Consider the following 22,421-nt stretch of genomic DNA (forward strand, 5'->3'; position numbering starts at 1 on the left):
TTAATGGCAAGACTCCTTCATCTCTGGTCGCCAGATTTGGCAATGCTCAAAATTCGTTAAGCTGGAGAGTGCTGTTATGCGCACGATAGTGTTTGACGAGTGCATTTTTCCAGATTTCCGCATCACGCGGTAAGCCACCGGAAAGATAAGTTTCCACTTGTTTGCGAACGTTTGTCGTAAATTCTTCAGAAATCGCAAGACCGGCTTCCAAGTTGTCCGCACTGAAATGGAACTGATGATTGCTGGCAACCGAAAATATCCATTCCAAAGCTTGCGGTTTGACTTCTACGCGTTCAAATTCGGCCTGACGTTCGACTGTTCTTCCGTCCGGTTCGTACCAATAGCCGAAATCTTCTAATAACCGGCGTTCGTCCCCGGCAATGCACCAATGCGCTATTTCATGCAGCGCCGAAGAGAAGAATCCGTGGGCAAACACTATCCGGTGATGGGGATAGCTCTGATCCGCTGGTCGGTATATGGGTTCTGGCTCGCAGCAGACCAGTTCGGTGTTATGCGTCTCGAGAAAGGTTGTATTAAACAGTTTGATGAGCGTTTTGATATCGCTTGATGTGTTGTTCATAAGATAAGTTATAAAAAAAGAGAATTTAGATTAATCCGTTCAGCTTTGCCTGGGTTTTGGGTTCAGTTTATCCGCTTGTCCAGATATCGCTGTTTCAAGGCGTAATGGTCATCTTCTAACCGGGTAATCCATTCAAAGCGCGTAGACGTGCGGACTTCTGATAGGCCTCGACTCCTTCACGAGTCTTTCTCGACACCAGAACGGACGCTATTTTAGCGATCCGGTGTTTTGAGCTTACGGTAGAAATAGCTGCCGAAGTGCATTTGTGAAACGGCATCTTCCTGTCCCTGGTCTTTCTGCTGCAACTGGCTTGCCATCTGATTAATTTCCAGCAGGGTATTCAGGGCGCTTTCCTTGGCTTTGTTTTCGAGTATTTCCACCGATTTCGGGGTCAGATTTTTGTAATATACCGAACGATCGAACATTGGCGCCGCTGCTGCAGCTTGCAGAGGATCTATCGGTTCATTGCTGTTCAGGCGCTGCAGATGCAGGTTGTGGTTGATGATTTCGATGTGATAGTGGATATTGCGACCGGCGAAAAAGATTTTCTCATCTTCGTCCTTGTCCGGAATAAAACTTTCAACACACAGGCTGACCTGGTTGTTCTTATCCTGTGTTACCAGACCTTGATGGAGCCAGTCATCGAGAACGGAACGGAAGTGCTTATCCTTGGACACATCGTAAACCAGACTTTCAAAAGAGGGCTTGTCACCGCTGCGTGGCAGAACCCGCGGTTTATGGTTTTCATCGGTATAATCTTCGGATGCCTGCCACAATGCAATGATCGCCGCACTGACTCCGGCTTTGATTTCCGGTTCACTGAGTTCGTCGGAGAGATTTTCCCGCAGACGTTTGACTTCTTTACGGTGAATTCCGGTCAAGAGACTGATGCGACTGTCCGTTAAGCGTTTTTCTTCCAGCTTGAAGGACTCTTCTGCAACCTCAATATAGATCTGTTTGAGCGCCTCGAGCAATGACGTGTAGGTGATTCCTTTACTCAGAAGTAACTTGATTAAAGGCTTCAAAATGCTCTTTAGGGCGTGTTTAAAAGCACTGCTCAGTAAGGTTGGAGTTGCAGCTGTCTGTTGAGGCATATAGATTTCAAAAAAATGTAAAAATTATTCTTATTTTAGCGTGTTGTAGATCGGGTAAGGTTAAATAAAATCTTATTGTGATACAAGTTTTTTTAATGCCTGAAACTTAAGTACCTGTAATGGCTGAAGTTTGTTTCCGGAAACGGTGACGGCAATTTCGCCGATGACGCTAAAAAGTGGTTTTCAGGTTAATTAAGAGGGCTTTGAGATAACAAAAAATCGAAATCCTGACCCTCTTGAAGTCATTAAAAAGTAAAATCACCGCGCAGAAACAGCCAAATTTCCCATTTTACAGCGATTACCCGATTGTTATGAATCTACCGATTGACGCCATTATCCCAGATTTACTTGAACAGCTTAAAGGTGTTCAACAGCTTGTGTTGCAGGCCGAACCCGGGGCCGGTAAGTCGACTCAGGTGCCTTTGGCTCTGTTAGCGTCGCCGCTCTTCGAGAACAAGAAAATTCTGATGTTGGAACCGCGTCGTCTGGCGGCAAAACGACTGGCGGAATTTTTGGCTCAGCAGCTCGGTGAAGACGTCGGTCACAGAGTCGGCTATCGGATTCGCAACGAGAATAGGGTTTCAAAACAGACCCGTCTGGAAGTACTGACCGAAGGGGTGTTGACGCGTCTGATCCAAAAAGATCCTGAAATGGAAGGCGTCGGTCTGGTTATATTCGATGAATTCCACGAGCGAAATCTGCAGGCTGACTTGGGATTAAGTCTGTTATTGGAGATACAGCAGGGATTGCGCGATGATCTGAAATGCCTGATTATGTCGGCTACGCTGGATCAGGAAGAAATCGGGCGCTTCTTGCCGGTCGCCGGCTTCATTTCCTGTCCCGGGCGGACTTTTCCGGTGGACATCTTCTATCATCCCGCGCCATCGCAAACCCCATTGCATCGTTTTCCGCAGCTTCCAGGTGTGCTCTCGCGAGCATTACAGGAATCGGATGGAGACATATTGCTATTTCTGGCCGGGCAGGGCGAGATTCTCAAGGCGATACAGGAATGCGAATCGATCTGTAACCGGTTTGAAGCACTTGCTCTGCCTCTGTACGGGAGTCTGAACAGTAAACAGCAGGACGAGGTTTTTAAGAAGACCGCGCAACGAAAAGTGATTTTCAGCACTAATATTGCCGAAACATCAATTACCTTGGAAGGTATTACGGCAGTGATCGATTCTGGGTTGCAGAAAATAGTGAATTATGACCCGAACGTCGGCATGAGCCGTCTGCAATTACAGCGCGTCAGTAAAGCGTCGGCGACTCAGCGAATGGGACGCGCCGGGCGTGTTCGAGCAGGTCGCTGTTATCGTCTTTGGAGCGAAACCCAACAGCAGGGACTGAATGAGCACGATGCTCCGGAGATTTGTCGCGCGGATCTGGCGAGCCTGCGAATGGAATTGGCGCAATGGGGGGGGGCGACAGCTGAGGAAATCGACTGGCTAACCCCTCCTCCCAAAGCACATATTGCTGCGGCGGAGACGACTTTGCTGCAACTGCAATTACTGACCGAGCAGGGCCGGCTGACTGCACAAGGGGAGGCGGCAATAGCTCTGCACCCGGAACCGCGTTTGGCTAAATTACTGTTAGTAGCACGGGAAAAAGAGTGCCTCGCTTTAGGTTGCGATCTGGTGGCCCTGTTACAAGAGGGCGATCCTGCTCGGGATCGTAATCAAGCGGATACAGTAGATATTGAATTGCGATTGCATTGGCTGTGGCAGGCGATGAAAGATAAGACGGCTGCTAAGCGACTGCATTATGCCCGCTGGCAGAATTTTCAGCGCACCAGAAATCGTCTGTACCGTCGTTTTGATTTGGATGAGAACCTTTCCGGCGAAACACAGGTTGATCAGGCAGGTGTTCTGCTGGCGTTGGCATTTCCCGATCGAATCGGTAAGCAGAGAGGGCGAAGCGGTCATTACAAGCTGGCTAATGGGCGCGGTGTGGCTTTGCCGGAGAACGACGCTTTGCAGAGTGAGTATATTGTCGCTTTACAGGTCGATGCCGCCACTGATAGTAGAACTCAGCAAGGAAGAGTCTTCTCTGCCGCCGCATTAGATTGGCTGAGCGTTGCTCCTGAATTGCCGTTGCACGAAGAATGTTCGGTGTATTTTGATTCTCAAAAACAGCGGGTTGTCGCGCAGCAGGCGCTTTGGCTGGGTCAGCTGCTGGTTAAATCCCGCGAGTCCCGGGAGGTTCCAAACGATGCAGCGCAAGCCTGTTTATTACAGGCGGTGCAGAAAGATCTGAGTCTGCTTCCCTGGAAAAAATCGGCACAGTCGCTGCTCGAAAGAGCAGGGTGGCTGGCACAGTTTCCCGGATTTGAGTCGCTGGATGTATTAAGCGAGAAAGCGTTGAGCGAGTCGATGGAATGGCTCGAACCTTATACGCTAGGTATGAGCAGCGTGGCCGAATTGCAAAAACTCAATCTGGCGCAGATTTTACAATCGATTCTGGCGTACAGCGATTTGCAACTTTTGGAGAAGGAAGCGCCGGAGCACTATACTGCTCCCACGGGGCGTGATTACGTTATTGCTTATTCGCAATCTCAGGCCAAAGTCTCTTTACAACTGCAACAGTTATTCGGTGAACTGGCTTCGCCAAGGCTGGCCGACGGACAAGTCGGGCTGACGTTTGAACTGCTTTCTCCGGCGCAGAGACCGATTCAGACTACGGCGGATCTGGCCAATTTCTGGCAAACTTCCTACTTCGAGGTGGCTAAAGAGATGCGTGGCCGCTATCCGAAGCATCGCTGGCCGGATGAACCTTTAAAAGAAAAAGCGGGCGCTTCAATTAAAAGAAAGTAGGCGAGCCATTGCGGTTTGCAATGTCATTAAAGATGGGCAAAAAAAGAGCCGCTTCCCGGAGAGAGAAACGGCTCTTTGAGCATAATAGCGATTAACTTTTTAAGCGCAATTACAGCGTTTTCATTACTTTGGCTGCGGCATCGATGGTTGCCTGAATATCTTCTTCGCTGTGCGCCAGAGAGACGAATCCGGCTTCGAAAGCGGATGGTGCCAGATAAACGCCTTCGTTCAGCATGCCGTGATAGAACTTTTTAAAACGTTCCATATCACCCTGTGCAACCTGAGCGAAACGGGAAATGTTTTTCTCGTTGCTGAAGAAGTAACCGAACATGCCGCCAACCTGATTGGTTGTGAACGCAATGCCTGCATCATCTGCCGCCTTTTGCAGTCCTGCGCAAAGTTTGGCGGTTTTCGCGCTTAAATCTTCAAAGAAGCCTGGAGCGGAAATCAATTCCAGCGTTTTCAGGCCGGCCGCCATGGCCAGAGGGTTACCGGAAAGGGTTCCGGCCTGATAAACCGGGCCAAGCGGTGCGATGTGCGACATAATCTCTTTTTTACCGCCGAAGGAACCGACCGGCATTCCGCCGCCGATAACTTTACCGTAAGTGGTCAAGTCCGGAGTAATCCCGTAATAGCCTTGCGCACCTTGCAGGTGAACGCGGAAGCCGCACATAACTTCGTCGAAAATCAATACACTACCGTGCTCGTCGCATACCTCGCGCAAGGTCTGTAGAAACCCTTCTTCCGGTGGAATGCAGTTCATATTCCCGGCAACCGGCTCAACGATAATACAGGCGATCTGGTCGCCGATCTCGGAGAAGACTTTTCGGACTTCATCGGCGTCGTTATGGGTCAGCGTCAAGGTCGATTCTGCCAATGCTTTTGGCACGCCCGGCGAGGACGGAACGCCCAATGTCAGGGCTCCGGAACCTGCTTTTACCAATAGCGAGTCGGAGTGACCGTGGTAACAGCCTTCGAATTTAACGATTTTGTCACGCCCTGTATAACCACGCGCCAGACGGATTGCCGTCATGGTTGCCTCGGTTCCCGAGCTGACCATGCGCACCATGTCGATTGACGGAATCAGGTCGCAGACCAGATCCGCCATAGTGGTTTCGATTTTGGTCGGTGCGCCGAAGCTTAAACCGTCAACCGCGCGTTCCTGGACAGTCTGGATCACTTCCGGATGTGCGTGCCCCAGAATCGCCGGACCCCATGAGCCGACATAGTCGATGTATTGCTTGTCGTCTTCGTCGGTCAGATAGGCGCCTTTTGCCGCCTTGAAAAAGACCGGATCTCCGCCGACGCTCTTGAAAGCGCGAACCGGAGAGTTGACGCCGCCGGGAATATGTTTCTGGGCTGCAATAAACAGGTCGTGTGATTTGCTCATAAAAATATCCTTTGTTAGTTGCGCTGTCCGGAAGTCGGGCGCGGCAGATTTCTGAAGTGGCGCTATTATAACGTGAATTGTGCGCTGATTTGTCGGCTTGCCTCGGTAATCGCTGTTTGTGTGCCGTGTGCAAAGACAGCTTGAATAACGGCAACCGAATCGGCGCCGTTCCGGATTGCCTGACGAGCGTTATGCCGGTCGATACCGCCGATGGCGACAATCGGGATTGTCAGTAGTTCTCTGGCCTGGATTAAAGTGTCTAAGTCGGCCTGAGGGGCGCTGGGTTTGCTCTTGGAAGGAAAGAAACGGCCAAAAGCGACATAATCCGCACCGGCCAGCTGCATCTGTTGCGCGCGCTGCAGACTGTTGTAGCAGGAGATGCCGATAATGGCGTTTGGGCCGAGAATCTCTCTGGCCGATTCGATGGCCGAATCGTCTTTACCAAGATGAACACCGTCCGCCTGCACGGTTTTCGCCAACTGAATGTCATCGTTAATAATAAAACAGACGTTATGCTGCCGACACAGGGTGGCCAGACGGTTGGCCATTTTGATCTGAACTTCGGCACTTTGCGTTTTGTCGCGATATTGGAGGACTCTGGCTCCGCCCTCAATGGCGGCTTCAGCTTTGGCAAGCAGCAGGTTGTTCGGGCAGAGCGCCGGGTCGGTGATGGCATACAGCCCTTGAATTTGAGGTTTGCTATCTGTGTTCATGGAATTCTTTACAGAGACTTTAAATAAAAAAAGCCTCAGTTGCGAGGCTTTTCGGCGTTAAGCAGCAGCTTAAAACTGCGGGCTCATCTGTTTTATACGTTCGGTGACATCCGCAAAATGCAGCTCACCAACCTGTTTGTAGACGATTTTGCCGTTAGGGGCGATCAGAAAGCTGGTCGGAGTCAGAAGGACGTCACCAAAGGATTTGGCGATTTTACCGTCTTTATCCATCACGAAAACAAACGGGTAGGGGTTGGCCTGAACGAATTTCTGTACCTGCTCCTGCGGATCATACTCCATAGAGATGGCAATCAATTCGAAACGGTCGCCCAGCTCCTGTTTCATTTTTGCCATATCCGGCATTTCCTGAATACAGCTTGGACAAGAGGTCGCCCAGAAATTGACCAAAACCGGTTTTTTCGGTTTGTTAAGGGCAATCTCCTCGCCTTGGTTATTAGTGACCATGACTTCCGGGGCTTTTCCGAGACCGTCGGAAAAAACCGTGACGTAAACCAGAGTCGCTAAAAGGCCGATTACGACCACGCCAAATAGCTTACTACCAATATTCTGCATTTTTCACTCCTTAAAGCGGAAGGGACGCGAGTAATCCGCGGACCTCACTCTGGGTTGTACAGCTATTATATTTCTCTGCTCAATTAAGCGGTGATGGTTTCAACGCCGTCTTTGGTTCCGCATAGGAAAATATCCGCTTTGCGAGCGGCAAACAGTCCGTTGGTAACTACGCCGACGATGCTGTTCAGTTCGGTTTCCATTGCGACCGGGTCAACGATTTGCAGACCGTGGATGTCCAGAATGACATTGCCGTTGTCAGTGGTGAAACCGTCACGCAGAACCGGTTCGCCGCCGAAACGCTTGACGATTTCACGCGCAACATAGCTGCGAGCCATCGGAATAACTTCGACCGGAAGCGGGAATTTACCCAATACGTCGACTTTTTTCGAATCATCAGCGATACAGACAAATTTATCGGCTACCGCCAGCACGATCTTCTCGCGGGTCAGCGCGCCGCCACCACCTTTAACCAGGTGCAGGCCAGGATCGGCTTCGTCCGCGCCGTCGATGTATACCGACATTTGATCTACACTGTTCAGATCAAAAACCGGAATGCCATGACCTTTCAAGCGTTCAGCCGTTGCTTCCGAACTGGCAACCGTACCTTTGATTTGCCCTTTGATCTTGGCCAGCTCATCGATAAAGAAGTTGGCAGTTGAACCGGTACCGACGCCGATAATGGTGTCCGGAACGACATATTCAATGGCTGCCTGTGCGACTTTCAATTTCAATTCATCTTGTGTCATGGTCGAGAATCCTTCATCAAAGTTATTATTTTATTTTCGTGTTTTTTAAAGCTAACTGGCTATTGTAATCAAATCCGGATGCATTGTATAGCGCCTGATCGAGGTGCAATTTTTATCCGGATATAAAAAAAGCCGGTAATTTCAATGGATTACCGGCTTTATCGAAGCAAACGCAGTTTAATGGTGCTTCAGAGTCGGTGATGGCTCAACCTCAGGGGCTGCAACTTCCAGCTCAGGAGGCAAAGCGCCCGGCTTACGTTCGTAAGTGGCAACCACCATTCCGGATTGCGTTACAAGGTACATATCTTCGTAGACATGCACTGTTTTGAATGTCATCGGACGGATCTGGCGTGACTGTTCGGCCATCGGTTTACCTTTGGCCATATACATTCCGCACATGGTCATACTGTTTTCCACTTTGCCCTGTGATACCAGCTTATGATCTTTAACGCTTAGCTGTCCGCGGATTTCCAACTCTTTGAAATACGCCTGACGCTGTTCGTCATTTGCTAGTGTTGAATACTCTACGCAAAGATCAAGCGTTTTTTTCTGTGGCAGTTCGCCGCCGCGATTCATTGGCGAATTTCCTGAAGCCATTGCCGACCCCATCGTGAAAGAGCCGATTAAAAGGGCAGTTGAAAGAATGCCGTTTTTCATAATGCTTATCCTTGTTTTATGCAGGCAGTTGATTTTAAAGACTTTTAAAATATCAGTAAAGCCTTATTTAATTATCTCCCGATAATTCCGATTAATGCATGCCGCTACCGCAGCGGTGCTGGCCCTTTTGCTGATTCTGCATGCCCATTCCCATAAAAGATTTTACCGGCATATCGACCTTTTTATGACTGCCGTCGGCGAATTTCAGGTCGACTGTGACGGTCTGTCCGACCTTGATCGGATTGTGCGGACCGATCAGCATAATGTGCAGACCGCCGGGTTTGAGCTCAGCGGTGCCGTTTGCAGGGATGGTGATTTTGTCAATCTGACGCATACGCATGACACCATTATCGTTGGTGTGGGTATGCAGCTCTACCGCTCTTGCGACTTCCGAGTTCGCCTGTACCAGATTAATATCTTCCGCGGAACTGTTTTTCAGTGTCATAAAGCTGGCCGATGCAGGTGCCGTTGGCGGAACTTCACGGGCAAACGGGTTTTCGACAGTGATGTTATCCGCCTGTGAAGCCAGAGCGGCAAATGATGACAGGCTTGTGATAACACCGAAGGAGAGTGCGGCAAGTGTTTTTTTCATAAAAAGAGTTCTCGCTTTTTAGTTCAAATATTTTTCGATGGTTGCGACAAACTGCTGCGGAGATGTCGCGTGCGGCAATTGCTCCTGAAGCACGCCTTTCTGATCGACCACATAGGTAAATGCGCTGTGATCGACCGCGTAATTGGTACCGTTGTTCGGATCGTCCACCTTATGGTAGACCACTCCGTAACGCTTTGCTATCTCGCGCAAGGTTTCCGGTGAACCGGTCAGGCCGAGAATATTGGCTTCGAAATAGTTGGCATACTGTTGCAGACGTTCCGGTGTGTCGCGTTCAGGGTCAACCGAGACAAACAGAATCTGCAGCTGGTCTTTCTGCTCTTGAGTCAGGTTTCGGTAAGCAACGGAGAGATTTCCCAGATTAGTCGGGCAAATATCCGGACAGAAAGTGTAGCCGAAATAGACCAGTACCAGTTTGTTTTTAAACTCGCTGAGAGCGTGTTGCCCATCGTACGCGGTTAATGTAAAGTCACCGCCCTGCGGTTTGTCATCGAGTACCAGATGAGCCTGCGAATGGGTGCCGCTCTCTTGCATTGGCGTACTCAGGAGCACGAAGCCGAGAAGGGCGCCGATTAAAACAATAGCCAGTGTCAGTTTGTTGCTCATATTATTTCACGTCGTTTTTTGTATGATTTTTGAATCGGTTCACACTCGTTCAAAGTGCGCTCAAAATTTCTCTGGATGACTACAGACAGGCGAATGTAGGTCCGACGCGAGTATATTGACTCCGATAAGAGAACAGAGCGTTGAGATTTCCTTGAGAATTATATATTCAATACAAAACAGTGTTTTAAGTATTCTTAATCGTGATTTTTATGTAGTTGTTGATTTAAATTTTCAGGGTCTAATTTTCTGTTTTATATGATGTTATAAACGATGCTCCATTTCTCCGATAAACACCCTTAATTGAATCCTTGATGAAAAGCTCTATGCAAGAGGTGTGAAAACGGATTGCACTGGGATTTTCATTGCTGCCTTCTCTGCTAGCAGCGCAGGGGTTTTATTGCCGTAAAACAAGGAGGCTTTAGGAATGAGAATTTGCCAATACTTTGGCTTAATCGCTTGTCATTTCTATATTCGGGTATTGTGATGTTCTATAATGGTCGCTTGTTTGATTTTTTTAACCGTAACCCTAATGGATTCTCATGCCCGAACAGATTTTACGACGTGTTTTAAGTGCTCCGGTTTACGATGTGGCTCAGGAAACGCCCTTTGAACCGGCTCCGTTATTGAGCAAGCGCTTTCAAAACCAAGTATGGCTTAAACGCGAAGATTTACAGCCGGTTTTCTCTTTTAAGTTGCGTGGTGCTTACAATTGTATGATCCACCTGAGTGAAGAGCAGAAAGCGCGTGGTGTGATTGCAGCTTCGGCGGGAAACCATGCGCAGGGGGTGGCTCTGTCGGCAGCGAAACTTGGGGTCGAGGCGACGATTGTTATGCCAAATACGACACCGCCGATCAAATACAATGCGGTTGAGCGTCTTGGAGGAAAGGTTGTCCTGCACGGTGACTCTTTTGACGAAGCGTCCGCTTACGCTCAAGAACTGATGCAGGAAAAGGGGCTGACGTTTATTCACCCATACGATGATATGGATGTGATTGCCGGGCAGGGAACCATTGCCTTGGAAATTCTTCGTCAGCATCCGAAGCCTTTGGATGTGATTTTTGTAGCCGTTGGCGGAGGGGGGCTTATCGCAGGGGTTGCCGCTGTGATTAAACAGGTATGGCCGAAAACGCGAATCGTCGGGGTCGAGCCGGAAGATGCCGCTTGTCTGACTGCGGCCTTACAACATAACGAGCGTGTCACCCTTAAACAGGTTGGTTTATTTGCTGACGGTGTCGCGGTAGCTCGGGTCGGTGAAAAACCGTTTGAAATCGCCAAGAGCTGTGTCGATGAAATGATTAATGTCACCACGGATGAAATCTGCGCCGCGGTTAAGGATATTTTCGAAGATACCCGAGCCATTTCCGAGCCGGCCGGTGCTTTGGCGGTCGCGGGGATGAAGCGCTTTGTCGAGAAGTATAACTTCAGCGGCTTGAGTCTGGGGTGCATTGTGTCCGGAGCCAATATGAATTTCGATCGCCTGCGACATATTTCCGAAAGAACCGAGCTCGGAGAGAAGCGCGAAGCGATCTTTGCCGTTACGATCGACGAACGTCCCGGCAGCTTTAAGCAGTTCTGCGATATTCTTGGCGGTCGCCGTTCGATTACCGAATTCAATTACCGCTTTTCCGATGATAATCAGGCAGTGGTGTTTGTCGGTGTTCGCACCGAAGGCGGCAAGCCGGAGAGAGAAGCGATCGTTCAGGAACTTCGGGAACGGGGTTATCCGGTAGAGGATATGACCGATAACGAAATGGCCAAGCTGCATTTGCGGCATATGGTCGGCGGGCATGCCAACGGTTTGCCTGACGAGTTGTTATACCGTTTTGAATTCCCGGAACGACCAGGTGCGCTTCTGAATTTCCTGACGCATATGAGCGAAGAGTGGAATATCAGCCTGTTCCATTACCGGAATCACGGTGCGGCCTATGGCCGGGTTTTGGTCGGGATTCAGGTGCCTTCGCACGAGCAGCAGGATTTTGAAGTGTATCTGGAAAATCTGGGGTATCCTTATGCGAACGAGTCCGGAAATCCGGGTTATAAACTGTTTTTAAAACCGCTTAATGGCTAGCGGTGAGAAGATGCCGCTCTTTCGGAGACGTCGACCAGCGTTTTAAGCGGAAAATAAAAAAAGGGGCTCTTTCGAGCCCTTTTTATTTTGTCTGAGATCCGCGTTACTGGTCGTTTTGGCGCAGATCGCTTAGACGCTTAAGCAGGTATTCCAGTTCGGCGTGTTTTTCCTGCTTTTCATGAACTTTTTCTTCAATAAAATCAACAACCTGAATCTGTAATTTAGATTTGTCCAGTTTGTTGATATTGCTGATTCCACCCGGATTCAGAACATTCACTTCCAGAATCTTGTCGCCGATCATATCGACCCCGACAAAATACAGCCCGTCGGCAGCGAGACGGGGACCGATCTTACGGCACACCTTCATCTGGGATTCGGTCATAGTGTATTTATGCGCAGTACCGCCGACCTGAATATTCGCGCGGATATCGCCTTCCGGAGGGCGGCGGTTATAAGCGCCGAGGAATTTGCCGTTAAGCATCAGTACACGAACGTCGCCCTGTTCCGCACCTTCGATATATTCCTGAATAATGATGTAGTTACTGTCGCCTTTACCGGAAATATAGAAGTCCAGAATCGAGCTGATATTCGATTGGGCATTTTTCTCTAGTACGATTACACCATGCCCGCCGGAACCAACCAGCGGTTTGAGGATAACCTTGTCCCCCGGCATTTCGTTGATTGTCTGGCGAATATAGTCCTTGTCTTTGGAAACATGGGTGATCGGCAGATAGTCGTTGTTCGGGTCGCTGAAGGTAGTGGTGAACAGTTTATTGTTCGCTTTGCGAATGCCGTCGATTCCGTTAATGATGACGCATTCGTTTTTGATCGAATCCAGGAAGTTAAAGACAATCGGATCGATCGGTGGATCTTTACGAATCATCAGGCTGTCCAGACTGTGCAGTGGAGAGCTCAGCGTTTTGAATTCTACTTTTTTATAGAATTGGGTAATGTTTTCCGGAATCTTCTCCATCGTCTGAATGCGCAGAAGACTGCCGTAAACGACATTGTTTTTCACCCTTAGGTTCTCGGGATAAAGTATCGATACTTTATGTCCGCGGCGAAGACATTCCCGAATGACTAGGATTGTCGAATTTTTACTCGGAGTCAACTCCGACCAGTTTGCGATCATAAATCCGATATGCATGCTGACTCCTTAGGCAACCAGGGCAAAAAAAGGGTGGATAAACGCTTGGTACTTTTTCGTAACAGTGAACTTATTTATAAGCGCGAATTATCGATTTTTTCGCGTGCTTGGTAAAGGGAATTTTGTGCTTAAACGGCAAAAAAATGCGCATAAATAAATTATGCGCCTGTTGCGGGGATTCTTCAATCCGAAAGGAGGTCAAGTTGCGGGGAGTTGGTCTGTTCTTGCTGATCTTGATTGATTCGGCTGGCAGTAGGCCCTTTCTGATTGCGGTATTTGGCATCGAGACGCTTGTTGTATGGCGTGGTTGAAGCGCTGGAAAGGGTTTCAAAGTTGATTGCGCAGATATCCATGCCCGGACGCAGTGCCAAAGGTAATTTTCCGCTGTTGAATATTTCCAGAACGATCTGTCCCTGCCAGCCCGGATCAATACGGTGTGCGGTGACGTGAACCATCAGTCCGAGGCGGGCAAGGCTCGATCGGCCGTCAAGCCAGCCGACCAGATCATCCGGAATGGTTACCGATTCAAAAGTGGCGGCAAGAGCCAGTTCACCGGGATGCAGGAAAAAGGCTTCGCCTTCAGCGATCTCGATTTCATCGCCCATCACGGTATCCATTATGCGTTGAACTTCGTCTTTTGGTCCACTCAGGTCGATAAAAGGTGCAGTATGATCGTTGAATACGCGGAATTTATTGTCGAGGCGTAAATCGACGCTGATCCCTTTGATTTTGCTCTCGGGTGGCTGAGGATCAATACTGATCTTACCGGATTCAAGTTGTTTTTTTATATCGCGATCGCTTAATTTCATGTTGTTTGTCTTTGATAATTAAATAAGGCAAATTAGGAGGTCCGCAGTTTTGGCGCTTTTTCCAAAACAAGTACGATGGTTTTGTCTTCTTCCCGATCATAGATGCGAAGTTTGCCGGGGAAATAGTGTTTTTCCGGCAGCAGCCATAAGTCTATCTCAAAACGCTGATTACCAAAACGATATTTCTGGCTCGGCTCTTTGCCGTATTCCAGCTTGAGAGTTTCAGGGTGCGCCAGAATGCTGAATTTAATCGGGTACTGTTCCTTTGTGGTCTGCAGGATCAGTTGCGCGGTCGCCAAATCTTTGTGATTAAGCGCATACCATTGAATTGCATAAGCAATCGAAGTGGCGTCGAAAACGCCCGGATGCCACGGCCATTGGCGTTTTTTCTCAAGATAAACGATCTGTTGGCCGCTGGATTCCAGCTCGAAAGTGGTTGATTTGATTTTTGCATCGTCGCCTTTATGGCGAGTCGCCTGTTTTTGATAGCCTTGCCACAGGATGCTCTGCGCAGTCTGCTGTAATTGAATTTTTTCTTGAGCACTGTCTTTAAAAAAGATCTTTACCCAACCTTCCGGTTTGGAGAGCGTCTCCAAGACGCAATCCCGTTGTTCGCAATGCAACTGGTGCCGACTTTTGCCGAGGTCGACGCCATAAGCATGGACGAGAAAGGTTGCGTCGAAATCGGGGATCGGCTGTGCCTGTTCCGAGGCAAACGCCTTGTTTAGCAGAAGTGGGAGGCTAAGCAGTAGGGCACCAATAATATAGACGAACTTTCCTGCGCGGCTTTTTGGATAGAGTCGATGCTTCAAAGGTGCCTCCACAAACTTGTTTACGTTTTACTGGTCCCGGCTTTGATCAAGCTGGATCGGTTCCTGTAAAGTTTTGTTCTGATATTGCACGTGATTATCCTGCAGTGCTATTTTTCCTTCGCAGAACCAGCGCACCGCCAATGGGTAAGCGATATGTTCCCGCTGATGGATTTTCTGCTGCAGGCTCGCGGCGGATTCGCTCGGCTCGATATTGACCTTGTCCTGCAGAATTACCGGACCACCGTCCAGTTCCGGAGTGACAAAGTGAATGCTCAAGCCATGCTCCGAATCCCCTGCGTCAATCGCGCGCTGATGAGTGTTCAATCCGGTGTATTTCGGTAACAGCGAAGGATGGATATTGAGCATCTTACCAAGAAAATGCTGCGTAAAACCTTGAGTCAGAATGCGCATAAATCCGGCAAGAACGATCAAGTCGACGTCGCTTTGATCCAGCTGTCGCTGTAACTCGGCATCGAAACTTTCCCGATCGGTATAGTCGGTGTGGTCGATAACAAGCGTTGTGATGCCGGCCTGCTCGGCTCTTTTGAGGCCGTAAGCGTTTGGGCGGTTGCTGACGACCAGTGCAATCCGGTATAGCTGGGGGTGTTTTTGCTGATCATCGATGATCGCCTGTAAGTTTGAACCGTTGCCGGATATCAAAACGGCGATTTTTTTAGGTTGGTGTTCGGAAGGGGTCTTTAGGGTCATTTACAGAAATGCTCCAGAAAGCAAATTGGTCGGCTTGATAAGCCGGGTTTGAATATAGAGGGACTGAAGTTGTGTCTGCCGTAGCCGGGCCGGGCGGCCGGTTACGACATTATCGAATGCAAGAGGACTGCTTATTCCGCAGTCAGCTGAACGCTCGGTTCTTCCTGTTCAGAAGATTCGATGGTTCCGATTACCGAAACCGTTTCGCCTGCGGCTTCAAGCGATTGAATCGCTTTGTCTTTATCGTTGGCGTCTACAACGATTACCATCCCGATTCCGCAGTTTAGGGTACGGTGCATCTCTTCATAGTCAACGTTGCCTTTTTCGGCAATCCAGTCAAATACCGCCGGACGGTTCCAGGCGTTAGTGTTGATTTTCGCACGCGTATTGTTTGGCATAACGCGAGGCAGGTTTTCCAGAAGTCCGCCGCCGGTAATGTGCGACAGAGCGTGGATTTCAATCTCTTTCATCAGTTCAAGCAGAGGCTTGACATAGATGCGGGTCGGGGCCATCAGTGCGTCGATCAGCGGCTGACCGTCGATTTCCTGATTAATGTCGGCATTATTGACTTCAATGATTTTACGAATCAGCGAGTAGCCGTTCGAGTGAGGGCCGCTTGAGCTTAAACCCAGCATGACATCGCCGGCTTTTACTTTAGAGCCGTCAATCAGATCCGACTTTTCGACAATCCCGACGCAGAAACCGGCCAGATCGTAATCGCCTTGCGGATACATACCCGGCATTTCTGCGGTTTCTCCGCCGATCAGTGCGCATCCGGCCTGAAGGCAGCCGTCACCGATACCTTTAACGACGTCGGTCGCAACGTCCAGCTCCAGTTTTCCAGTGGCATAATAATCCAAGAAGAAAAGCGGTTCTGCGCCTTGGACAATCAGGTCGTTGACACACATTGCAACCAGATCAATTCCGACTTGGTCATGTTTTCCGCTGTCGATCGCCAGGCGAAGCTTGGTGCCGACACCATCGGTACCTGAAACCAGAATCGGGTTTTTGTACTTTGCCATGTCCAGTTCAAACAGCGCACCGAAACCGCCAAGAGAGGCAGGTACTTCAGGACGGGTTGTAGCTTTGGCAATCGGTTTGATTGCTTGGACAAGGGCGTTACCGGCGTCGATATCGACACCGGCGTCTTTATAACTAATCGATTGGTTGTTCGTGGTCATAACTTTTACTAACTCTAGATAGTCTGTTACCCGCTATAATTGCGGGAGGTAAATTGAGTTTTGAATTGGCGTTTTTATGTGCTGTGCTTCGGTGTATCACGTTTCCCGGAAACGGGGTGTCTACACTGCCGACAAAAAACGCCAAAGGCTTCCTAAAAAAATATTATGATATTGTAACGAAATTTTTAGGTCGCCATATGAGAAGTTTTCAGCAAATACTACTCTATTCCGCTATGGCTTTGTCAGCCAGCGGGCTTACGGCTCAGACTGCTTTAGCCGTTCCGGAAGATTCCACCCAGTCAAGCGTCTCAGATAATGTTGTTCCGACGGTTCTTGAAAAAGACCTCTATGCGGTAGAGTTGGATAATCCAAATCCGGAAGCCACCACTGAATATAAATTGTCCGAACCAGTTTTGAATCAGCTGGCCGAAGAGGGGATGCGTTTGTTGTTGGTACGTTTGACCGGCAAACGTTCGTTACTTTCGTCACCGCGTACAGAGTCGCTGTTGAGTAATTCCCGACGCTGGTTGAAGAGCTATGCCTATGTTCCTGTAATGCAGGAAGGGGTTAAGGTCGGTCTGAAAATCCGTCTTAAATACGATGAAGTATTACTGAAGCAGGCTCTGGCCGAAATGCAGATTAAAGTCTGGCCGCTGAACCTGCGTCCGAAACTGTTGGTCATGGGGACGCTTGTAGAGAGTAATACCATTACAAAACTCGATCAGGAAGCGCTCGGCTATCGCGTCGATATCAATTTGCAGGATTACGCGAAACAGTTAGCCTTGCCGGTTTCGTGGCCGCAGGAAACCATGCCGTGGATCTATCCGATCAACCCGGTAAACAATATCACTCCTTTGCAGGACGTGTTGGTACAGTCGGATCAGAACAATCTGCTGAGTTTCAAATTGGTTCGACGTGAGCAGGGGTATGAGTTGAGCTGGCATCTGTTTGCCGATAACGGTTCGATTCTGGCAAAAGGTAAAACGCTTGATGGCGAACGACAGGTGCTGTTGCACAATATGCTGGATATGGTGATGGCGCGGCTGGTAGAGATTAACCGGCAGATACTGGACAGTCGCGATCAAATCAGTATCAACCTGAGCAATATCGGCGATATTAAATCTCTGCAACAGGCAAAGACTCAGCTGCAACAGGCGTTGCCGACAGTGACTGAGATTCAGCTGGTAACGGTCGAGCAAGATTCTGCGCGTCTTGAAGTCGCCTATCGCGGGGATTACGCAAACTTTATCGGCTGGTTGGAACGCCTGTCGCAATTTTCCATTACTTCGTCTTCCGAAATGTTGCGCCAGATCGATATGCGTTTCCAATATGTCGAGCCGGTGGAAGAGGTTCCGGATTTGCCGGAAGTCGCACAATAAATGCAATGTTTAAGCATCTTAAACATTCCTCTCAATAATTAAAAAATGCCTGTAAAAAGCTTTAGGAGACAGTAAACGTGTATGTTCAAATGCCATTAAAAATGGGGTTGCGAGACGACGCCAGTTTTGAGACTTTTGTTGCCGAACAGGAGTCTGTTGCTTTGGCATTGAATGTGTTGCAGAAGAATCTTTCCCAGCCGCGCGGAAGTGCATTTTATCTGGGCGGAGAGCAGGGGGTTGGTAAGACGCACATCCTTCAGGCGGCTTGCCGTTATATGACTGAGCGCAATCAGGACAGTGTTTATCTGCCCTTGGGGGATGCCAGTCTTCCGCTGATTCCGGATGTCCTGTACGGATTGGAGCAAACTTCACTGGTCTGTTTGGATGATGTCGATTCGATTATCGGAAAAAAGGCTTGGGAAACCGCTTTAGCCAATCTGATTACCAAATCCAGCGTGCAAGGGAATACATTATTGTTCGCCGGCAATACGTCGATCGGAAAGTGGCAGATCGCTTTGCCGGAATTGGCTAAGGCTCTGGTGAGTGTTCTGCCGGTTGAACTGTTGCACTTGAGTGATAAAGACGAGCTGATTACGGCACTGCAGCGACACAGCGTCAAACGCGGATTCGAACTGCCGGACAATGTCGGCGAGTTTCTGGTTAAGAACGTTTCCGGCGAATTGCCACAGTTGATGAATGTTCTGCGTATACTCGAAGAGGCTTCGCTGGTGGAGAAACGACGTCTTACTCTGGCATTTGTGAAATCCATTCTGTCCGATGCCGGGGCGTAATCGCTTTTCGGAGTGACGGCGCTTGCCGCCGTCGCGATCCCTTTTTCCTCCCTTGTTAAGAAATCCTTTCCGTTAACTATGGCTAAACTCTGGCTTGATGGTTTAAGAGGTTCGTTTTGGGCCGTGATTTGGATACAATGCCGACAGTTTCGGCATAGTGTGGCATTAAATTGAACCTGCTTGAATCAATATTAATTTGGACTGAATTATGAAGTATTTACAAAATCGACTATTAAAACAACTGGTTACCGTTTTTTTGGCCTCGGCGGTATTTTTAGGCTTCAGTGCACCGGTGCAGGCCGAAGAGAGCAAAGAGATTACATTTATTGATCTGGACGGAAACAAAAGCAAATTATCCGACTATCGCGGTAAATGGGTAGTCGTTAACCTTTGGGCGACCTGGTGTCCGCCATGTTTGAAAGAGATTCCGGACCTGGTGATGTTCCATGAAGCGCATGCAGAGAAGGACGCAGTGGTTATCGGTGTGAACTATGAAGATATCGATCCGCAGAAAGTCAAAAACTTCGCCGAATCGCAAATGGTGAACTATCCGATCGTTCGTTTTGAAGGAAAACCGGATGGCAAGACCTCGCCGTTCGGTAACTTGCGCGGACTGCCGACGACTTATATGGTGACGCCGGAAGGACAGATTGTCGCCGCCCGTACCGGAATGGTTGACGGCGCAATGCTTGAGGATTTTATTAAAAACTTCAGTCAGTCCCGCTAAACGCCAGCTAATCGAGGGAGAATGGGTTTTGCCGGGAACGGAAAGTCCGTTCCACTCCCTTGGTTTTTAATACTACAGAGTACTTTTACTTAGTTTCAAAGCCTGCTATATTGCACCGGTCCTGTTACAAAAAATAGATACAAAAGGACTCTAAAGAGGAGGTATTATGCAGTTGTTCAGATCTGCCGCACTGCTGGCAGCCGTTTCCATTTTCAGTGTTTCTCTATTCAGCACTTCCGCTCAAGCGCAAGATCCGTTTTTTGACGAGTCCTTCGGTAACTATCAAGAAGATTTGGTTACTGCCGAAGAGGACGGCAAAAAAGGGATTTTCATGTTTTTCTATATGGATGAATGTCCGTTCTGTCATCGCATGCGAACCACAATTATGCAGGAACCGGATGTCATTAAGTTGTATCGGGATAATTTCCTGACTTTTATGCACGATATCGAAGGCAGTAACGAAGTGGTCGATTTCCAGGGGAATCGGATGACTGCGCAAGAACTGGCGGAAAAAGTCTTTCGGGTTCGCGCGACGCCGGTAATGATTATTTTCGGTTTGGACGGCAAGCCGATTGTACGTTATACCGGTCCGACCAGAACCAAAGAGGAGTTCAACTGGCTGGCGGAGTATGTTCTGGATGGAAGTTACCAGAAACAGTCTTTTACCGCCTATAAACGCGAACGCAAGAAAGCCGCCCGTTAATCAGCTTGAGGTGAAATGAATGAACAAGCCATTTAAGCTGAAACTGTATTCTTTATTTGCTGCTCTACCGTTGACTCTGGGATCGGTTGTCGCGGCACAGGATTCGGCTAATGAGTCCGTTCAAGGGCCGCAAAAACCGGCGGTTGAGAACTGGTCCGTGCACAGCCAGACTTTGCAGGAGCCGTTGCCGAATCCTTTGACTTTGCAATATCTATTGAATGATTTTCCACTGAAGTCGGGTGCCAATCTGCTGTCTGAAGCGCAAAGCAGAGTGGCTTTGGCGCAAGCGCAGACGCTGAATTCAACCAACGGTTTCAAACTCGATCTGGAAGGGCGTTTAACGCGTCGCGAATTTACAGAAGAGCCGCAAAACCACAACCTTCTGGCGTTGCACTTCGGGAAAGTTCTGTATGACGGCGACTTGAACCGAATTTATCAGGAAAGTTTGTATGCACTTTCCGATGCAGCACAGATCAAACAGCAGGCACAGCTGGAAAACCATAAACTTCAGGTGATGAGTGCTTTCTTCGATGCGTTGCTGGCCGATTTTCAATACCGCATCGACAACGAAGCGATGGCGGTTGAGTATATCGCTTTCGACAAAAGCAAGGATCAGCATAGCTTGAGTCGTCTTTCCGATGTACAGCTTCTCGAAGCGGAAAATACCTATCAAAAAGCGTTATTAAAACGTTCCCGATCCGAGCAGAATCTGTTGAAAATGCGTCTTTATCTGGCCAATATTATCGGCTATGCCGATGCTCGACCGGACAAACTGGCATTTCCCGACCTTTCCTCTTTTGATCAACGCGATCCAAAATCGCTTGCTTTGACCGAACTACAGCAACAGGTAGAGCAGCATCCTTTGCTGCGTGCGCTTAAGACTCAGTGGGACGGACAACTCAAGCAAGTTCAAGCGGCGCATCAATTGAATCGTCCAAAATTACGTGCAGACGCTTGGGTTGGCCAGCTTTCCAGTCATCCTGAGTTGCGCGAGGGTCGTTGGCGTGCCGATTTGAGTCTTGCGATGCCGCTTTACGATTCGGGTCTGCAGCAAGCCCGAGTCGAAGAGGAAAAGGCAAAGTTGATTTCTTATCAGGCGCAGTATGAAGAGCTCGCACAGGCATTGCGTCAAGAAGTGACCGATCTGTATTTCCAGATTCAAATGCTCGCCGCTGAGGAGAAATCCAATAATTTATTTGCCGACTATGCGGACCTTTATCTTGACTACAGCCGTGCCTTGTATGAAAACGAATCCGCTACGGATTTAGGGGATTCGATGGTGCGTCTTTCTCAGGCGAACTACAATCAGGTTGAGTGGCAGTTCCGAAAAGCGCTGCTGTGGGCGAAACTGGATTATCTGCTTGGTAAACCGCTTGAGTCCTTTAGCACCAAAGCGGCTAAGGGAAGTGATACCTTGTCTCAGGCGACGCAGATGTAAAGTGTTGCCTAAAGAATTTTAAAGAGAGTTTGTGTTATGAATCATTTTTCGAAAACCCCTTTCCGTTCTTTGTCGCCTTGGGTTCTGGGCGTCAGTCTGGGCCTGGTTTCTTGTGCGGGATGGGCGCAGAATGTTGTCATCGGTTCGCTGGTTAGCAGTCAGGTCAATAAGCTCTACGTCAGTGAAGGGCAGCAGGTGAAGGTCGGTCAGAAGCTGCTTGATCTGGATGCGAGTCGATATCACGCCAAATTGAAGTCGTTGCAGGCGCAGGTCGGCATGGCGCGAGCCAAACTGGCCGACGCTCAAATTGAATTGGATCAGGCACAGGATCTGTTTGATCGTACGGTAAGCACCCGTCGTGCTTTGGATGCGGCCAAGTTGGCGTTTGATCTTGCCAAGTCGGAAGTCGATTACGCCGCAGCTCAGGTTGCGATGCATCAGTCCTGGAGCAAGTACCTGTATATAAAGTCGCCGATAAACGGTAAAATCAGTAAAATCCACGCGCCGGTCGGCACGACGGTGTTTAAAGAAAACACGCCGATGATCGAACTGGCGCCAAACTAAACGCTTCGGGAGAATTTTATGTGGTCGACTCGCATAAAGTACGGGATGAAATATTGGCGTCTGGCCGTTCATCTGATTTTTAAGACCAAACACTTCGGCGTCAATAATCTTTGGTGGGCTTCTCAGCCTTCTTCGATCGGTTGGCATTGGTATCAGATTCTGTGGGGCGTCGTGACGATTCTGCCGATACTGCGAAATTATCAGTCACTTAAAGTCCGCAGTTGTCTGGGCTGGCTACCTGAAGCGGAATGTCTGGCATTAGGCTTCAAGCCTAAGTCCTGATGATTAGTTGACAATCCTTCTACAAGGAATCG

The 22,421-nt window shown here is 48.9% G+C and carries 23 protein-coding genes; 9 read left to right on the forward strand and 14 right to left on the reverse strand.

Annotated elements, in window-relative coordinates; all coding sequences use genetic code 11:
* Positions 1-46: 46 nt before the first annotated feature.
* Both J3999_RS06870 and J3999_RS06875 read right to left on the reverse strand, forming a co-directional pair.
* The gene (locus J3999_RS06870; RefSeq protein ID WP_208127180.1) at positions 47-580 is read right to left on the reverse strand and encodes an elongation factor P hydroxylase; all 534 of its coding nucleotides are present in this window, start codon (positions 578-580) and stop codon (positions 47-49) included.
* A 212-nt stretch (positions 581-792) separates the two neighbouring features.
* Positions 793-1,674, reverse strand: coding sequence for a DUF6502 family protein (locus J3999_RS06875; RefSeq protein WP_208127181.1), 882 nt, complete (start codon positions 1,672-1,674; stop codon positions 793-795).
* A 311-nt stretch (positions 1,675-1,985) separates the two neighbouring features.
* On the opposite strand from J3999_RS06875, the gene hrpB reads away from it, so the two are divergent.
* Positions 1,986-4,484 carry an ATP-dependent helicase HrpB gene (gene hrpB / locus J3999_RS06880; protein ID WP_208127182.1) on the forward strand — a complete coding sequence of 833 codons (2,499 nt, stop codon included), beginning with the start codon at positions 1,986-1,988 and terminating at the stop codon, positions 4,482-4,484.
* 109 nt (positions 4,485-4,593) lie between these two features.
* On the opposite strand, the gene hemL is transcribed toward hrpB, so the two are convergent.
* The 7 genes from hemL to J3999_RS06915 all read right to left on the reverse strand — a co-directional run bounded on the left by hemL (position 4,594) and on the right by J3999_RS06915 (position 9,779).
* Positions 4,594-5,874: a glutamate-1-semialdehyde 2,1-aminomutase gene (gene hemL / locus J3999_RS06885; protein ID WP_208127183.1), complete on the reverse strand. Its 1,281-nt coding sequence runs from the start codon at positions 5,872-5,874 to the stop codon at positions 4,594-4,596.
* Between the two features lie 65 nt (positions 5,875-5,939).
* On the reverse strand, positions 5,940-6,587 hold the full coding sequence (gene thiE, locus J3999_RS06890) for a thiamine phosphate synthase (RefSeq protein ID WP_208127184.1): 648 nt from the start codon (positions 6,585-6,587) through the stop codon (positions 5,940-5,942).
* Between the two features lie 69 nt (positions 6,588-6,656).
* Complete coding sequence (locus tag J3999_RS06895) at positions 6,657-7,160, reverse strand: TlpA disulfide reductase family protein (protein ID WP_173285369.1); 504 nt, start codon at positions 7,158-7,160, stop codon at positions 6,657-6,659.
* Between the two features lie 83 nt (positions 7,161-7,243).
* The gene (gene rpiA / locus J3999_RS06900; protein ID WP_208127185.1) at positions 7,244-7,906 is read right to left on the reverse strand and encodes a ribose-5-phosphate isomerase RpiA; all 663 of its coding nucleotides are present in this window, start codon (positions 7,904-7,906) and stop codon (positions 7,244-7,246) included.
* A 177-nt stretch (positions 7,907-8,083) separates the two neighbouring features.
* On the reverse strand, positions 8,084-8,563 hold the full coding sequence (locus J3999_RS06905) for a hypothetical protein (protein WP_208127186.1): 480 nt from the start codon (positions 8,561-8,563) through the stop codon (positions 8,084-8,086).
* 91 nt (positions 8,564-8,654) lie between these two features.
* Positions 8,655-9,155, reverse strand: coding sequence for a copper chaperone PCu(A)C (locus J3999_RS06910; RefSeq protein WP_208127187.1), 501 nt, complete (start codon positions 9,153-9,155; stop codon positions 8,655-8,657).
* Between the two features lie 18 nt (positions 9,156-9,173).
* Entirely contained in the window at positions 9,174-9,779 is a 606-nt protein-coding gene (locus tag J3999_RS06915) for an SCO family protein (RefSeq protein WP_208127188.1), read from the reverse strand.
* A gap of 539 nt (positions 9,780-10,318) precedes the next feature.
* Here J3999_RS06915 and ilvA point away from each other — a divergent pair.
* A complete protein-coding gene (gene ilvA, locus J3999_RS06920; RefSeq protein WP_208127189.1) occupies positions 10,319-11,848 on the forward strand; it encodes a threonine ammonia-lyase, biosynthetic in 1,530 nt (509 codons plus the stop codon).
* A gap of 103 nt (positions 11,849-11,951) precedes the next feature.
* Here ilvA and gshB read toward each other — a convergent pair whose 3' ends face one another.
* The 5 genes from gshB to purM all read right to left on the reverse strand — a co-directional run bounded on the left by gshB (position 11,952) and on the right by purM (position 16,505).
* Positions 11,952-12,995, reverse strand: coding sequence for a glutathione synthase (gene gshB / locus J3999_RS06925; protein WP_208127190.1), 1,044 nt, complete (start codon positions 12,993-12,995; stop codon positions 11,952-11,954).
* Between the two features lie 182 nt (positions 12,996-13,177).
* On the reverse strand, positions 13,178-13,804 hold the full coding sequence (gene dcd, locus J3999_RS06930; protein WP_208127191.1) for a dCTP deaminase: 627 nt from the start codon (positions 13,802-13,804) through the stop codon (positions 13,178-13,180).
* Positions 13,805-13,836: 32 nt separating this feature from the next.
* Positions 13,837-14,616 carry a DUF3108 domain-containing protein gene (locus J3999_RS06935; RefSeq protein ID WP_208127192.1) on the reverse strand — a complete coding sequence of 260 codons (780 nt, stop codon included), beginning with the start codon at positions 14,614-14,616 and terminating at the stop codon, positions 13,837-13,839.
* A gap of 27 nt (positions 14,617-14,643) precedes the next feature.
* Positions 14,644-15,324 carry a phosphoribosylglycinamide formyltransferase gene (gene purN / locus J3999_RS06940; RefSeq protein WP_208127193.1) on the reverse strand — a complete coding sequence of 227 codons (681 nt, stop codon included), beginning with the start codon at positions 15,322-15,324 and terminating at the stop codon, positions 14,644-14,646.
* 131 nt (positions 15,325-15,455) lie between these two features.
* Complete coding sequence (gene purM, locus J3999_RS06945) at positions 15,456-16,505, reverse strand: phosphoribosylformylglycinamidine cyclo-ligase (protein ID WP_208127194.1); 1,050 nt, start codon at positions 16,503-16,505, stop codon at positions 15,456-15,458.
* A gap of 197 nt (positions 16,506-16,702) precedes the next feature.
* Here purM and J3999_RS06950 point away from each other — a divergent pair, with 197 nt between their 5' ends.
* The 7 genes from J3999_RS06950 (at position 16,703) to J3999_RS06980 (ending at position 22,389) form a co-directional block, all read left to right on the forward strand.
* The gene (locus J3999_RS06950) at positions 16,703-17,884 is read left to right on the forward strand and encodes a DUF2066 domain-containing protein (protein WP_208127195.1); all 1,182 of its coding nucleotides are present in this window, start codon (positions 16,703-16,705) and stop codon (positions 17,882-17,884) included.
* Between the two features lie 77 nt (positions 17,885-17,961).
* Positions 17,962-18,675 carry a DnaA regulatory inactivator Hda gene (hda, locus tag J3999_RS06955; protein WP_208127196.1) on the forward strand — a complete coding sequence of 238 codons (714 nt, stop codon included), beginning with the start codon at positions 17,962-17,964 and terminating at the stop codon, positions 18,673-18,675.
* A gap of 208 nt (positions 18,676-18,883) precedes the next feature.
* Positions 18,884-19,402: a TlpA disulfide reductase family protein gene (locus J3999_RS06960; RefSeq protein ID WP_208127197.1), complete on the forward strand. Its 519-nt coding sequence runs from the start codon at positions 18,884-18,886 to the stop codon at positions 19,400-19,402.
* 166 nt (positions 19,403-19,568) lie between these two features.
* Positions 19,569-20,105: a thioredoxin fold domain-containing protein gene (locus J3999_RS06965; RefSeq protein WP_208127198.1), complete on the forward strand. Its 537-nt coding sequence runs from the start codon at positions 19,569-19,571 to the stop codon at positions 20,103-20,105.
* 19 nt (positions 20,106-20,124) lie between these two features.
* The gene (locus J3999_RS06970) at positions 20,125-21,543 is read left to right on the forward strand and encodes a TolC family protein (protein ID WP_208127199.1); all 1,419 of its coding nucleotides are present in this window, start codon (positions 20,125-20,127) and stop codon (positions 21,541-21,543) included.
* A gap of 36 nt (positions 21,544-21,579) precedes the next feature.
* Positions 21,580-22,107: an efflux RND transporter periplasmic adaptor subunit gene (locus J3999_RS06975; protein ID WP_208127200.1), complete on the forward strand. Its 528-nt coding sequence runs from the start codon at positions 21,580-21,582 to the stop codon at positions 22,105-22,107.
* Positions 22,108-22,125: 18 nt separating this feature from the next.
* Positions 22,126-22,389 carry a hypothetical protein gene (locus J3999_RS06980; protein WP_208127201.1) on the forward strand — a complete coding sequence of 88 codons (264 nt, stop codon included), beginning with the start codon at positions 22,126-22,128 and terminating at the stop codon, positions 22,387-22,389.
* The last annotated feature ends 32 nt before the right edge of the window (positions 22,390-22,421 follow it).

Source organism: Thiomicrorhabdus sp. 6S3-12 (assembly GCF_017571475.1).
Lineage (GTDB): Bacteria > Pseudomonadota > Gammaproteobacteria > Thiomicrospirales > Thiomicrospiraceae > Thiomicrorhabdus.